At 58.7% G+C, this 13,689-nt stretch carries 16 protein-coding genes; 11 read left to right on the plus strand and 5 right to left on the minus strand.

Annotation, left to right across the window (positions count from 1 at the left end):
- The 5 genes from cysT to JWR14_RS29205 all read left to right on the plus strand — a co-directional run.
- Positions 1–539 (plus strand): sulfate ABC transporter permease subunit CysT (gene cysT / locus JWR14_RS29185; protein ID WP_299716060.1); only part of this gene is annotated, 539 nt, incomplete at its 5' end.
- Positions 536–1,465, plus strand: a complete 930-nt coding sequence (gene cysW / locus JWR14_RS29190) for a sulfate ABC transporter permease subunit CysW (RefSeq protein ID WP_299716063.1) — start codon at positions 536–538, stop codon at positions 1,463–1,465. The genes cysT and cysW, both read left to right, overlap by 4 nt.
- A 15-nt stretch (positions 1,466–1,480) precedes the next feature.
- Positions 1,481–2,539 carry a sulfate ABC transporter ATP-binding protein gene (locus JWR14_RS29195; protein ID WP_299716066.1) on the plus strand — a complete coding sequence of 353 codons (1,059 nt, stop codon included), beginning with the start codon at positions 1,481–1,483 and terminating at the stop codon, positions 2,537–2,539.
- Positions 2,540–2,563: 24 nt separating this feature from the next.
- Positions 2,564–3,490 (plus strand): CysB family HTH-type transcriptional regulator, encoded by a 927-nt coding sequence (locus JWR14_RS29200; protein ID WP_299716069.1) that lies wholly within the window; start codon positions 2,564–2,566, stop codon positions 3,488–3,490.
- A 71-nt stretch (positions 3,491–3,561) separates the two neighbouring features.
- On the plus strand, positions 3,562–4,566 hold the full coding sequence (locus JWR14_RS29205; RefSeq protein WP_299716072.1) for an asparaginase: 1,005 nt from the start codon (positions 3,562–3,564) through the stop codon (positions 4,564–4,566).
- Between the two features lie 20 nt (positions 4,567–4,586).
- Here the strand turns inward: JWR14_RS29205 and JWR14_RS29210 are convergent, their stop codons facing one another.
- Entirely contained in the window at positions 4,587–5,045 is a 459-nt protein-coding gene (locus JWR14_RS29210; protein ID WP_299716075.1) for a GNAT family N-acetyltransferase, read from the minus strand.
- Between the two features lie 601 nt (positions 5,046–5,646).
- Between JWR14_RS29210 and JWR14_RS29215 the strand changes: the two genes are divergently transcribed.
- Positions 5,647–6,267 (plus strand): hypothetical protein, encoded by a 621-nt coding sequence (locus JWR14_RS29215; RefSeq protein WP_299716078.1) that lies wholly within the window; start codon positions 5,647–5,649, stop codon positions 6,265–6,267.
- A gap of 365 nt (positions 6,268–6,632) precedes the next feature.
- Here JWR14_RS29215 and lysM read toward each other — a convergent pair whose 3' ends face one another.
- The 4 genes from lysM to gcl all read right to left on the minus strand — a co-directional run bounded on the left by lysM (position 6,633) and on the right by gcl (position 10,929).
- A complete protein-coding gene (gene lysM, locus JWR14_RS29220; RefSeq protein WP_299716081.1) occupies positions 6,633–7,133 on the minus strand; it encodes a peptidoglycan-binding protein LysM in 501 nt (166 codons plus the stop codon).
- Between the two features lie 301 nt (positions 7,134–7,434).
- Complete coding sequence (gene glxR / locus JWR14_RS29225; protein WP_299716084.1) at positions 7,435–8,316, minus strand: 2-hydroxy-3-oxopropionate reductase; 882 nt, start codon at positions 8,314–8,316, stop codon at positions 7,435–7,437.
- A gap of 18 nt (positions 8,317–8,334) precedes the next feature.
- Positions 8,335–9,138 carry a hydroxypyruvate isomerase gene (gene hyi, locus JWR14_RS29230; RefSeq protein WP_299716087.1) on the minus strand — a complete coding sequence of 268 codons (804 nt, stop codon included), beginning with the start codon at positions 9,136–9,138 and terminating at the stop codon, positions 8,335–8,337.
- Between the two features lie 15 nt (positions 9,139–9,153).
- Positions 9,154–10,929 carry a glyoxylate carboligase gene (gcl, locus tag JWR14_RS29235; RefSeq protein ID WP_299716090.1) on the minus strand — a complete coding sequence of 592 codons (1,776 nt, stop codon included), beginning with the start codon at positions 10,927–10,929 and terminating at the stop codon, positions 9,154–9,156.
- Between the two features lie 142 nt (positions 10,930–11,071).
- Here gcl and JWR14_RS29240 point away from each other — a divergent pair, with 142 nt between their 5' ends.
- The 5 genes from JWR14_RS29240 (at position 11,072) to rplI (ending at position 13,664) form a co-directional block, all read left to right on the plus strand.
- Positions 11,072–11,983 (plus strand): LysR family transcriptional regulator, encoded by a 912-nt coding sequence (locus JWR14_RS29240; RefSeq protein WP_299716095.1) that lies wholly within the window; start codon positions 11,072–11,074, stop codon positions 11,981–11,983.
- A 174-nt stretch (positions 11,984–12,157) separates the two neighbouring features.
- Positions 12,158–12,559 carry a 30S ribosomal protein S6 gene (gene rpsF, locus JWR14_RS29245; protein WP_031359789.1) on the plus strand — a complete coding sequence of 134 codons (402 nt, stop codon included), beginning with the start codon at positions 12,158–12,160 and terminating at the stop codon, positions 12,557–12,559.
- A 43-nt stretch (positions 12,560–12,602) separates the two neighbouring features.
- Positions 12,603–12,902, plus strand: coding sequence for a primosomal replication protein N (priB, locus tag JWR14_RS29250; RefSeq protein WP_299716101.1), 300 nt, complete (start codon positions 12,603–12,605; stop codon positions 12,900–12,902).
- A gap of 2 nt (positions 12,903–12,904) precedes the next feature.
- Positions 12,905–13,180 carry a 30S ribosomal protein S18 gene (gene rpsR / locus JWR14_RS29255; protein WP_158935384.1) on the plus strand — a complete coding sequence of 92 codons (276 nt, stop codon included), beginning with the start codon at positions 12,905–12,907 and terminating at the stop codon, positions 13,178–13,180.
- 28 nt (positions 13,181–13,208) lie between these two features.
- On the plus strand, positions 13,209–13,664 hold the full coding sequence (gene rplI, locus JWR14_RS29260) for a 50S ribosomal protein L9 (protein ID WP_089159054.1): 456 nt from the start codon (positions 13,209–13,211) through the stop codon (positions 13,662–13,664).
- The last annotated feature ends 25 nt before the right edge of the window (positions 13,665–13,689 follow it).

The raw sequence follows: 13,689 nt of genomic DNA on the forward strand, positions 1-13,689 counted from the left end.
TGTATGCGCCGAATGGCTGGATCGGCCAGTTTCTTGCGCCACTTGGAATCAAGGTGGCGTTCACGCCATTGGGCGTGCTCGTGGCGCTGACGTTTATCGGCTTGCCATTCGTGGTACGGACCGTGCAGCCCGTGCTGGAGGATTTCGAGCGCGAGCAGGAAGAAGCGGCCGCGTGCCTTGGCGCGACGCGCTGGCTGACCTTTCGCCGTGTGGTGCTGCCGTCATTGTTTCCCGCCATCCTGACGGGCTTCGCGCTCGCGTTCGCGCGGGCACTGGGCGAATACGGGTCGGTGATTTTCATCGCGGGCAATGTGCCAATGAAGTCGGAAATCACATCGCTGCTGATCATCACGAAGCTCGAACAATATGATTACGCCGGGGCAACCGCGATCGCCGTGGTGATGCTGTGCGTATCGTTCCTGATGCTACTGCTGATCAACACGCTGCAATGGTTCCTGCAACGGCGTACGAGCCGCGGTGGAGCAGGTCCTGCACCCGCTTCGGCTGGCGCATTGCATATCGACGGGGCGAAAGCATGAGCACCGTCGACCAGAAAACGGTAGACGCGAGCGCGCCCCGCGTGACCGAACACAAACTTGATCCGGTCACCGAACCTCGCGCCGTCCGCTGGGTACTGACCGCCATCGCGCTAATTTTCCTGGCGCTGTTTCTCGTTGTGCCTCTCGCTGCCGTATTTGCACAAGCGTTCGCGAAGGGCGTGGACTATTACTTCAATTCGCTGAAAGACCCCGACGCGTGGTCCGCCATCAAACTCACGCTGATCGTCGCCGCCATTGCGGTGCCGCTTAACGTGGTGTTCGGGTTGACAGCGTCCTGGTCTATCGCCAAGTTCGAGTTCCGCGGCAAAGCCTTCCTTACGACGCTGATCGACTTGCCGTTTTCGGTGTCGCCGGTCGTCTCGGGCCTGATCTATGTGCTGATGTTCGGCGCACAAGGTTGGTTCGGTCCCTGGCTCATCGATCACAACGTGCAGATCATTTTTGCGGTGCCCGGCATTGTGCTCGCCACTATCTTCGTCACGTTCCCGTTCGTCGCACGCGAGCTGATCCCGTTGATGCAGGCGCAAGGCAACGACGAAGAAGAAGCCGCGCACGTGCTTGGCGCGTCGGGCTGGCAGATCTTCCGCCGTGTAACGCTGCCGAACGTGAAGTGGGGTTTGCTATACGGCGTGATTCTCTGCAATGCGCGGGCGATGGGCGAGTTCGGCGCGGTATCGGTGGTATCGGGTCATATCCGCGGACAAACCGACACCATGCCGCTGCACGTAGAGATTCTCTACAACGAATACAACTTCTCGGCGGCGTTTGCCGTGGCGTCGCTGCTTGCGCTGCTCGCGCTTGTCACGCTGGCGCTCAAGCTGCTGGCCGAGCGCCGCATGTCGCAATCGATTGAAGCAGTGCAGGCGCGGCCGGCCGATATTCCGGTCGCGTCAATCCAGAACTAGAAGGCGAAAAACACCATGAGCATCATCGTTCGCAATTTGCAGAAACGCTTCGGCGATTTCGTTGCGCTGGATAACGTCTCGCTCGATTTTCCGTCGGGTGAGTTGGTCGCGTTGCTCGGGCCGTCGGGCTGTGGCAAGACCACGCTGCTGCGCGTGATCGCGGGGCTGGAATACGCGGACGCCGGCTCGGTCGTGCTGAACGGCGAAGACGTGGCGGCCGTGGGTGCGCGGGAACGGCAGGTCGGTTTCGTGTTCCAGCATTACGCGCTGTTCCGTCACATGACCGTGTTCGAAAACGTGGCGTTCGGCCTGCGCGTGAAACCGCGCAAGGAGCGGCCGACCGAAGCGGTCATCCGCGAGAAAGTGCATGAATTGCTGAAGCTCGTGCAGCTCGACTGGCTGGCGCATCGGTTTCCATCGGAGCTCTCAGGCGGACAGCGGCAGCGGATTGCGCTGGCTCGCGCGCTGGCAGTTGAACCGAAGGTTCTGCTGCTCGATGAGCCGTTCGGCGCACTCGATGCCAAGGTCCGCAAGGAGTTGCGTAGCTGGCTGCGGCGTCTGCATGACGACCTGCACATTTCGACTATTTTCGTCACGCATGATCAAGAAGAGGCGCTTGAAGTCGCTGACCGGATCGTGGTGTTGAATCGTGGGCATGTGGAGCAGGTCGGCAGTCCGCAAGACGTCTATGACCATCCGCAGACATCGTTTGTCTATGAATTTCTTGGCGCGGCAAACCGGCTCAAGGGCAGCGTGGATGCGAACGGATTTGTGGCGCAAGGCGCAGCACAGCCGATCGCGACCGAAGCGAATTTCGTGGGTCCGGCGTTCGCTTACGTACGGCCGCACGACCTGACACTGTTCCCGACAGCTTCGGGTCATCGCGATGGCATCGTGGTCGATGTCCGACGTGTCGTGACGCTCGGCGGCTCGGTGCGCGTGGACCTGGAAGGCGCCGAAGGCAACGTGCTGGAAGCGGAACTGGATCGTGAAACCTGGCGTGGATTGAATCTGAATATCGGCGACGGCGTGACTGCCGTGCCGCGTGTTCTGCGCGTGTTCCCAGCGCATTGAGCTTACTAAAAAAGAGAGGCTGACATGAACTTCCAGCAATTGCGTTTTGTACGCGAAGCCGTACGCCAGAACATGAATCTGACCGAGGTCGCGAACGTGCTTTATACGTCGCAGTCGGGTGTATCGAAGCAGATCAAGGATCTCGAGGACGAACTCGGCGTCGATATCTTCATTCGACGCGGCAAGCGTCTCACAGGCCTGACCGAGCCGGGCAAGGAAGTGCATCAGGTGATCGAGCGCATGCTGCTCGATGCCGAGAATCTGCGTCGTGTCGCACGCCAGTTCGCTGATCAGGACAACGGCCATCTGGTGGTGGCGACCACTCACACGCAAGCGCGTTACGCGCTGCCGAAAGTGATCCGCCAGTTCACCGAGGTGTTCCCGAAGGTCCATCTCGCGCTGCGTCAGGGCAGTCCGCAACAGATCGCGCAGATGATCATCAATGGCGAGGCGGACATCGGTATCTCGACGGAAGCGCTTGACCGGTACCCGGACATTGTCACGTTCCCGTGCTACACGTGGCATCACACGGTGGTCGTGCCGAAGGGGCATCCGCTGGTCGGCCGCGAGAACATCACGCTCGACGAGATCGCTGAATATCCGATCGTCACGTATGACCACGATTTCACTGGACGCTCGCATGTCGATCAGGCGTTTGCGAAAGTGGGCGCGCTGCCGGACGTCGTGCTGACCGCTATCGATGCCGACGTCATCAAGACCTATGTGGAACTGGGCCTGGGCATCGGCATTGTGGCCGCGATGGCCTTCGACGAAAAACGCGATACCGAACTCGTCGCGCTCGACACGCAGCATCTGTTCGAAGCTAGCACCACGCGGGTGGGTTTGCGGAAGGGCGCTTTCCTGCGGGCGTATGCGTACAGGCTGATCGAGATGTTCGCGCCGCAACTCGATGAAGCGCAGATCGCGGCGCAATTGCGGGAAGCTGTCTAGTCCTTTCTAGCCCTTAAAAGGCTTAAAGCGCGTAAGGATCAGCCAGCCGCCGCTCCGTTACAATTACGGCCATGAACTCCTCACACACTTCATTGCCGCGGATCGCGGTGCTGGCTACCGGCGGAACCATCGCGGGCGAGGCCGGCGATGCCGCGAAAACCTCGGGTTACAAGGCCGGTGTAGTCGGCGTCGATAAACTGCTCGGCGCCGTGCCTTCGCTCTCGCAAGTCGCGCAAATTCAGGCCGAGCAAGTAGCGAGCATCGACAGCAAGGACATGACTCCGGCGCTATGGGCCACGCTCTGCGCGCGAGTGAATGCGTTGCTGGCGCAGGACGATATTGACGGCATTGTCATCACGCACGGCACCGATACGCTCGAGGAAACCGCCTACCTGCTGCATCTCACCGTTAAAAGCGAGAAGCCGGTTGTGCTGACGGCGGCCATGCGGCCGGCGACGGCTTTATCCGCCGATGGCCCGCTGAATCTTCTCAACGCGGCGACGGTAGCGGCGAGCCGGACATCGTGGAAGCAGGGCGTGCTGGTCGCGTTCAACAACCAGATCCACTGCGCCCGCGATGTGACCAAGACGAGCACTTATGCCGTCGATGCCTTCCGGTCACCCGAAAGCGGAGCGCTTGGCTGGGTGCAGGACGGGCAGGTGGAATTCCAGCGTTCAGTGGTAAGGCCGCATACGCTGCGCAGCCCGTTCCAGATGTCGGCTGATCTGCCCGCGGTCGAGATCGTGACGAGTTATGCGGGGGCGTCGCGAGTGGCTATCGATGCATTCGTTGCCTCGGGTGTCAAAGGGCTCGTGATCGCCGGGACGGGGAACGGTTCGATTCATTCGACGCTGCAACAAGCCGCGGCCGATGCCGTTAAGCAAGGCGTTGCATTGGTTCGATCGTCGCGGGTAGGGGCAGGGCATGTGATGCGCAATGGCGCGGCGCCTGACGATGCGCTTGGCTCGATCACGGCAGGCGGTTTGAACCCTTACAAGGCGCGCGTGCTGCTGATGTTGGCGTTGGCCGCGGGCACCGCACCGGCAGACTTGCAACGCGCCTTCGATACTTACTGATCGCGGCGTAACGCAGAAGCTCAGCCCAGCATCTTCCGATACTGCACAAATCCCGACCGGTCCGCGATGCGGTCATACAACTGCATCGCATCGGTATTGGATTCATGAGTCAGCCACCAGACTCGCGAGCACTCAGCTTCTGCCGCCTTCGCATAGACATGTTCGATGAGCTTGCGTCCAATCCCGGCGCCGCGAATATCCGGTTCCACGTATAGGTCCTGCAGATAACAATAGTCGCCTGCAGTCCAGCACGACCGATGCATGATCCAGTGCACTATCCCGACTACGCGGCCATCCATTACCGCGACTGCAGCAAATACCGGCTCCGATGGATCGAGCATTCGCACCCACGTGCGCAGGGTCGTATCCACGGGGATGTCGGTCTTGTAGAAAGCCTGATAACCGCGCCATAGCGTCAACCATGCATCGAAGTCGGCAGCGGTCACGGATCTGATCTCAATAGGGCATGTCGATGTCATGGTCGTGCGTTTCCTGACAGGTGATTGGAACAGTGCGAAATAGTGTGGGAAATCATAGTGCGCTTCAGCAAAGGCAAAAAGATCCAGCCGCGCTTGTTTTCCAGGAGCCACGTGCCGGAAGCGGCCACCGCGTGAAATAGTCAGGAAAGGTAATGGAGGGTTAGCGTGTTTCAGATGTTGATGCCGTCTGGAAACGTAGGGCGATATTTCACACAGGGACTGATATGCGTTTCAGAAAACATAATCGCAATCGGCAACACGAAGTGTTCTCATGAGAAATACGAACAAGTTCAAAAACACCAGGATTCACCTAGCGAAACCATTGCCGAGATGACCTCTCGATGCCCCGTAATGGGGGCGAAATTCCCTTGGAGAGTGCGCGTCCATGCACTAGACTTGAGCCAGGATTTTCGAGGCTGGTAGTCCTTGCGATCGCTCGAAACAGCGAAGCGGCATGCTGGCGAAAACAGGCGTAGTGAATCAGGCTTCGAAGTTGCGTTTTATTTTGGATTATATATTTCGTCATCCTATCAAATTTTAGATTTTAAGATTATCGAACTGTAGGGTGCGCCGGTTCGCAATTCAGATTTAGGGATAAGTGATGAAACATCCCATCGCTGTCTATTCGCTGCAGGAACTACATCGGTCGCTTGTGCAAACAACGCTGCCCACAGAAAGTTCCGACTTTTCCGTGGGCGATACCTCACTCAGGCTCTTTATCAGGCAACCATTCACCGAGTCGGGTGAGTCACAGCAGCGCTTGATCGAAGAGATACTGCAAATAGTCGACACCGCCAATGACCCGCGCTGTCCGTTCAACTATCTCACCGGCACCAGCGCCGAAAGTGCGGACACCTTCAGGGAATCGTTTGAGCGTAACCGTCACCTGCCGTTTACACCGAAGAACTTTCGTGACTATCGGCTGAAACTGCTGGATCAGGCAGATGCCCTGATCAATATCAGGGTCGGCATGAGCGAGAGCAGCGCCTTTGAACTGAGTTATCACATCTTCAAGGGGCAGTGTTCCCCGATCCTGTTTCTCGTCTGGAAGCATGCTCCGATCAAAACAACGCTCATTCGGGAGCTCGAAGATTTATGTGAGGTGACTTACCTGGAGTTCGAGTGTGCGGACGAGTTGAGGGCAGGAATCCACGGTTTTTTCCATATGCTGTCGGCCAGGCGTGCGGCCCAGAATGCAGTGCTTCGGAAAAAGATGATTTGATAAGGCTCCGCGGCCGATCCCGGTCAGTCGTTTTCGACGGAACCTGCTGACCCGTGAACGAAATCAGCCTTCCTTCGCGCAGTCGCTCAAACGCTCGACATCGCCCGACACTGAAACAGACTTGTGGGAACCCTTCCATGGGATGTTTGGTATCTGGATCGGGACCGTTCATGTGGCCTCCTGGGGATATTGATCGTTGGGCGCGAGAAGCCGCTCGGCCTCGGCGTGCGACTGGCCGTGTATTGGGAAACCTGTCCGTCGGTCGATCCTGCCGTACGTTGCTAAGCCTTGCGAACCCCGCACATGAAAAAAGCGCGACCCTCGGGTCGCGCTTTTATTCAAGCTTCAATCGGCCTTGATATTGATCAAGCCAGCGCGGGAATCCGCAGGACCTGTCCCGGATAAATCTTGTCCGGGCTCTTGAGCATCGGCTTGTTGGCTTCGAAGATCACGTCATTCTTCGCGCCGTTGCCGTAGTATCTGGCAGCGATCTTCCAGAGATTGTCACCGGAAACCACGGTATGGAATTGCGAAACAGGCGTGGGGTTCAGCACGGTGAGTTGATCGTCGACCTTGTCCACATGCTGCACGTTGCCCGCTGCCACGAGGATCTTTTCCTTGGTCGCCTGATCGGCGGCCCGGCCGCTCACCGTGACCGTATGTGATGCGCCGTTGAAGCTGACTTGCAGGTTGTCGGCATTCAAGCCTTGCGCACGGATGTAGGTGGCTATTGCGTCGCCGGCCGTCTTGTTAAGCGCGGCGACATCGGGCGCCGGTGCTGTTCCTGCGGGTGCTGCAGTTGCTGAAGTTGATACAGCGCCGAACAACTTCTCGCCGGCGTCCTTGATGAAACTGAAAATGCCCATGTTGCAACTCCTGTAATGACCGCGTGAATCGGTACGATGAGGCCGAGCCATTTAGTCGCGAGAACTAACCGATAGTTCTTGGTTTCACCGGTGGAGTTGTAATACTGTGTGGATGCACATTTTTGACGGGCAAACAAAGAAAGATCCGGCAAGGCGGACACCCGGCAATGACGTCTGACCGACCAAGGCTTCCACGTCATCACCGGGCGCCGCTTGACGGACCCGGCTTTATTGCACTTTCTGCGACCGGCCATGCATAGGAATACGCGTATGCCCATGCGTCAGCCGGTTTTCAAGCAGTTCATTCGGTAACCTGATGATTCGACATCAGTTCCAGCGCCTTCACCATTCCTGAGTGATCCCACTCACGTCCACCGTTCGCCACGCACACGCTGAACAATTGCTGCGCGCTCGCCGTATGCGGCAAAGCGAGACCCAGTTTCTTCGCACTTTCCAGCGCGAGGTTCAGATCCTTCTGATGCAGTTCGATTCTGAATCCCGGATTGAACGTGCGTTTCGTCATGCGTTCGCCGTGAACTTCCAGAATGCGCGATGCCGCAAAACCACCCATCAGCGCACGCCTTACACGCTCCGGATCCGCACCGGACTTTGAAGCGAACAACAAGGCTTCAGCCACCGCCTCAATATTCAGCGCGACGATAATCTGGTTCGCGACCTTGCACGTTTGTCCCGCGCCGTTATCGCCGATCAGCGTGATGTTCTTGCCCATGACATCGAAGAGCGGCTTTGCGCGTTCGAACGCCGCTTCCGGGCCGCCGACCATGATCGTCAACGAAGCCTCACGTGCACCCACTTCGCCGCCCGACACGGGCGCATCGAGATAATCGCAGCCTAGCGCGTTGATTTTCTTTGCGAACGCTTGCGTTTCGATCGGCGAGATCGAGCTCATGTCGATAACCAGCTGACCCTTTTCCAGACCTTGCGCAACACCGTCTTCGGCAAAAAGGACGTTAGCAACGTCCGGCGTGTCCGGCACCATGATGACGATGACTTCGCTGGCCCGAGCGACGTCGGTCGAACTGCCGACTATCTCGCCCAGTGAGCGCAGGTCGTCCGGTACGGGGTACGCGCCGTTCAACACCAGCGCATGGCCGGCTTTCTTCAAATTGCGCGCCATGTGCGCGCCCATGATGCCAAGGCCAATAAATCCGATTGTTGCCATTACGTGTGTCTCCTCCAGTTATGCCACTGCTCGCGCAGTCTTCCATCCAGCGATTTCCTGCAACCAGACAAGGCCGGATACAGTCGTGCTGCGCGGTTTGTATTCGCAACCGACCCAGCCGTCGTAGCCTAGTGAATCCAGCAGCGAGAACAGGAACGGATAGTTGATCTCTCCCGTGCCCGGTTCGTTGCGGCCTGGATTATCTGCCAGCTGGATATGGGCAATCGACGGCAGGTTGCGCTTGATCGTCGCGGCCAGTTCGCCTTCCATGCGCTGCATGTGATAGATGTCGTATTGCAGGAACAGGTTGTCCGAGCCCACATCGCGAATCACGTCCAGTCCTTCCTGCGACCGGTTGAGCGCGAAGCCGGGGATATCGAAGTGATTGCACGGCTCGACCAGCAGCCTGATGCCTTCTTTCTTCAACGCGGCGGCCGCGAACTTCAAATTTTCGACGATGGTCGCCCGCGCGTCCTCCCGGCTCACCGAAGCGGGTGGAATGCCGACGAGACAGTTCAGTTGCGGCACGTTCAGCGCCTTCGCGTACTCGATTGCCCGCGTGACGCCCTCACGAAATTCCTCTCGGCGGTCGGGCAGGCAAGCGATGCCACGCTCGCCGCCTTCCCAATTCCCAGCCGGCAAGTTATGCAGCACGAGCTGGAGATTGTTGGCGTCGAGACGTTGACGCAGGTCGGTCGCCGAGTACGGATACGGGAACAGGAATTCGACCGCTTCGAAGCCCGCATCTGACGCCGCCGCAAAGCGGTCGAGGAACGGCACTTCGTTGAACAGCATGGTCAGGTTTGCAGCAAATTTCGGCATGATCTTTGTTCTCTCTCAGGCGTTATGCGCAATGGCCGTCGGTGCGTCCTGCTCGCTCTCGGCGAGCGGTTCGAATTCGTTGATCGCATCGATCTCTGTGCCCATCGCGATGTTCGTCACACGCTCGAGGATCACTTCAACGATGATCGGCACGCCGAATTCCGCGAGCATTCCCTGTGCCTTGCGAAGGGCGGGAGCGAGGTCTTCCGGATTGAAGACGCGCACTGCCTTGCAGCCAAGTCCTTCGGCCACGGCGACGTGATCGACGCCATAACCGTTCAGATCAGGTGCGTTGATGTTCTCGAAGGCGAGCTGGACGCAGTAGTCCATATCGAAGCCGCGTTGCGCCTGACGGATCAGGCCGAGGTACGAGTTGTTCACGACCACGTGGATGTACGGCAGCCGGAATTGCGCGCCAACGGCAAGCTCTTCGATCATGAACTGGAAGTCGTAATCGCCCGAGAGCGCGACGATCGGCCGTTGCGGGTCCGCTGCACGAACACCGAGCGCGGCCGGAATGGTCCAGCCAAGCGGGCCGGCCTGACCGCAATTGATCCAGTTGCGCGCTTTGTACACATGCAGGAACTGCGCGCCGGCGATCTGCGAAAGACCAATCGTCGAGACGTAGCAGGTATCGCGGCCGAAGACTTTGTTCATCTCTTCGTAGACGCGTTGCGGCTTCATCGGCACGTTGTCGAAGTGCGTCTTGCGATGCATCGTGCGTTTGCGTTCCTGGCACTCGCCGACCCACGTGCCGCGATCCTTCAGCTTCCCCGCGGCCTTCCATTCACGCGCCACTTCGACGAACAATTCGAGCGCGAATTTAGCGTCGGAGACAATGCCGAGATCCGGGCCGAAGACGCGGCCGATCTGCGTCGGCTCGATATCGACGTGTACGAACGTACGGCCCTTCGTATAAACCTCGACGCTGCCCGTGTGACGGTTCGCCCAGCGATTGCCGATACCGAGCACGAAGTCGGATGCGAGCATCGAAGCGTTGCCGTAACGATGTGCCGTTTGCAAACCGCACATGCCGGCCATCAGCGGATGGTCGTCGGGGATCGCGCCCCAGCTCATCAGCGTGGGGATCACCGGCACGTTCATGATTTCAGCGAATTCGACCAGCAGATCCTCGGCCGCTGCATTCAACACGCCGCCGCCTGAAACAATCAACGGCCGCTCGGACGCCGTCAGCATCGCCAAAGCCTTTTCAACCTGGCCGCGGGACGCTTTCGGCTTGTAGACGGGCAGGGGCTCGTATGTATCGATATCGAACTCGATTTCCGCGAGCTGCACGTCGATCGGCAGATCGACCAGCACCGGACCCGGACGGCCCGAGCGCATCAGGTGGAATGCCTGCTGGAACACGCGCGGCACGAGCGCCGGTTCGCGCACCGTCACGGCCCACTTGGTCACCGGCTTGGCGATCGATTCAATATCGACGGCCTGGAAGTCTTCTTTGTAAAGACGCGCACGCGGCGCTTGGCCCGTGATGGCGAGGATCGGGATGGAGTCAGCCTGAGCGGAATACAGCCCGGTGATCATGTCCGTTCCGGCCGGTCCCGACGTGCCAATACACACGCCGATATTGCCCGGCGCCGCCCGCGTATATCCTTCGGCCATATGCGAGGCGCCTTCCACGTGACGTGCCAGCACGTGACCGATGCTGCCCGCGCGTTGCAGGGCGGAGTAGAACGGGTTGATCGCCGCGCCCGGAACGCCGAACGCCATTTCGATCCCTTCTTTTTCCAGCACGAGAACGGCTGCGTCGACTGCTCGCATTTTTGTCATGAGTGTCTCCTTCCATTGTGTTCTGCTGCATTGCGCCGTTGCGCAATGTCGTTAAGGGGACTGTATGCGGTTGCCGGAGTGTTGATAAGATCAGCCAAAGTTGTTTGATCCGATACAAAAAGTACGGAATGGAGACATGACAATGGACCGCTTCAGACAGATTGAGACGTTCGTGAAGGTCGCCGAGGCCGGCAGTCTGGCCGCGGCGGCGCTGGAGGAGGGCGTGTCGCCAGTGATTTTGGGGCGGCGTATTGATGCGCTGGAGAAGCGTCTGGGCGTCAAGCTGATGTACCGTTCCACGCGGCGTCTAGTGGTAAGCGAGGAGGGCGCAGCATTCCTGGAGCGCTGCCGTGGGCTGCTGGCTGACTGGAATCAGGCGGAAGACGAACTCGCCGATGGCCAGCGCACGGTCGATGGCCACCTGATTGTCTCAGCGCCGGCGGCCTTTGGACGAATGCACGTGGCGCCGCACGCGCCGGCATTTCTCATCGATAAACCCGCGTTGCAGATGTCGTTCAACCTGAATGACCGGGTAGCTGACCTGATCCGCGAGGGTTACGACCTGTCGATCCGCATAGGCGGGGCGGTTGACCAGAACTTTGTTGCCGTGAAACTCGCCGATAACCGCCGGGTGGTCTGCGGCACGCCGGCGTATTTCAAGAAGCACGGCAAGCCGAAATCGCTCGATGATCTGCCGCGCCACAACTGTCTCGCGTTCAATTTGCAGGGTGGGCAGAATCGCGGCTGGTATTTCCGTCGCAACGGCAAACTGGCGACGGTGCGTGTCTCGGGCAACCTGGATTGCAACGACGGCGAATTGCTGCATAGATGGGTATCGGAGGGCCACGGGCTCGGCTGGCGCTCGACCTGGGAAATCCAGCGGCAACTGGCAAACGGTGAGCTGGAAACTGTTCTGGACGAGTTCGCACTGCCCGATTACGACATCCTCGCGGTCTATCCTCAGCAGCGCTACGTGCCGGCGAAAGTGCGCTACTTCATTGATTATTTGAAGAAAATCTACGCGCAGCCGGATTACTGGAACCGTGAAAGATGAAATTCCGCGTCCGTCTGGCATGCAAAAGCGCTAAGCCATTGAAAACACAGCGGAAGTAATACGCGAAATGCGTAAATCAGTTGTGTGGCCGACCGTATCTCGCTATAATCGCTGGCTTCTCTCTTGCCGCACCGGTCCGACGCCCGGGTGGCTTTATATCCTCAAGGAGTAACAATGCGTCATTACGAAATCGTATTTATCGTGCATCCGGATCAGAGCGAGCAAGTGCCCGCCATGATCGAACGGTACAAGACCACGATCACCACTCACGGTGGTTCGATCCATCGCATCGAAGACTGGGGCCGCCGTCAGCTGGCTTACATGATCGAGAAGCTTGCGAAGGCTCACTACGTGTGCATGAACATTGAATGCAGCCAGGAAACGCTCGAAGAACTGGAACACGCGTTCAAGTTCAACGACGCTGTGCTGCGTCACCTCATCGTCAAGCTGAAGAAGGCCGAAACCGGCCCGTCGCCGATGATGAAGGAAGTTCACCGCGAAGAAGCCAAGAAGGCGGCCAGCCAGCCGTCGACTGAAGCTCATGCAGCTCCGGCCGCAAGCTCGCAGGCAAACTAATCAAGAAGGCGACTTTTGAAGTCGTCGCGTCACCAGGAATCAAGTGAACCGGCTGCAACTGACAGCAAGCGTTGTGGAGCGAGAACCGGTGCGGTACACCCCCGCCGGCGTCCCCATAGCGAGTTGCACGTTGCATCACCGTACGGAAGTCGTCGAAGCGGGCATTGCCCGGCAGATCGAACTGACTCTCCCGGCGGTCGCGGCCGGAGCAGCGAGCGGCAGGCTGGAAGGCCTTGCGATGGGCGTAGAAACGCTCTTCACGGGCTTCATGGCCAAGAAAAGCCGCAACGCGCGAACCCTGGTGTTTCACATCACAGAATTGCAGGATATTGGAAAGGACTGAACATGCCCCGCCCGACTGGTAAGAAATTCGACAAACGTCGTCAGCAACAAAACCCGCTCTTCAAGCGCAAGAAGTTCTGCCGTTTCACCGCGGCCAATGTCGAGTCCATCGACTACAAGGACACGGAAACGCTGAAGGACTTCGTTGGTGAGAACGGCAAGATCACGCCGGCTCGTCTGACAGGAACGAAGGCTCACTACCAACGTCAGCTCGATACGGCTATCAAGCGCGCTCGTTTTCTCGCGCTGCTGCCGTACACCGACCTGCACAAGGCCTAATCAGACGACGCAATAAGGAAAAAGCCAAATGCAAATCATTCTTTTGGAAAAAGTCGTCAACCTGGGCAACCTGGGCGACATCGTTCGTGTCAAGGACGGTTACGCACGTAACTTCCTGATCCCGGGCAAGAAGGCCCGCCGTGCAACGAAGGACGCAATCGCGGAATTCGAAGTGCGCCGTGCTGACCTGGAAAAAGTTGCCGCTGAAAAGCTGGCAGCCGCTACGGCCCTGGGCGAAAAGCTGAGCGGCGCGACCGTTCAGATCTCGCAAAAGGCTGGCGTCGATGGTCGTTTGTTCGGTTCGGTGACGAACGCGGACATCGCCGAAGCGCTGAAGAAGCAAGGCCTGGCCGAAGTCGAAAAGTCGCAAGTGCGTCTGGCCGACGGCCCGCTGAAGCTGGTTGGCGATCACGCCATCCAGGTTGCACTGCACACCGACGTGGTTGTCGACGTGACGGTGTCGGTGCTGGGCGAACACGCTTAAGTGCATTTCGTCTGCATCGGCCGCC

This window comes from Caballeronia sp. (assembly GCF_028292365.1).
GTDB lineage: Bacteria > Pseudomonadota > Gammaproteobacteria > Burkholderiales > Burkholderiaceae > Caballeronia.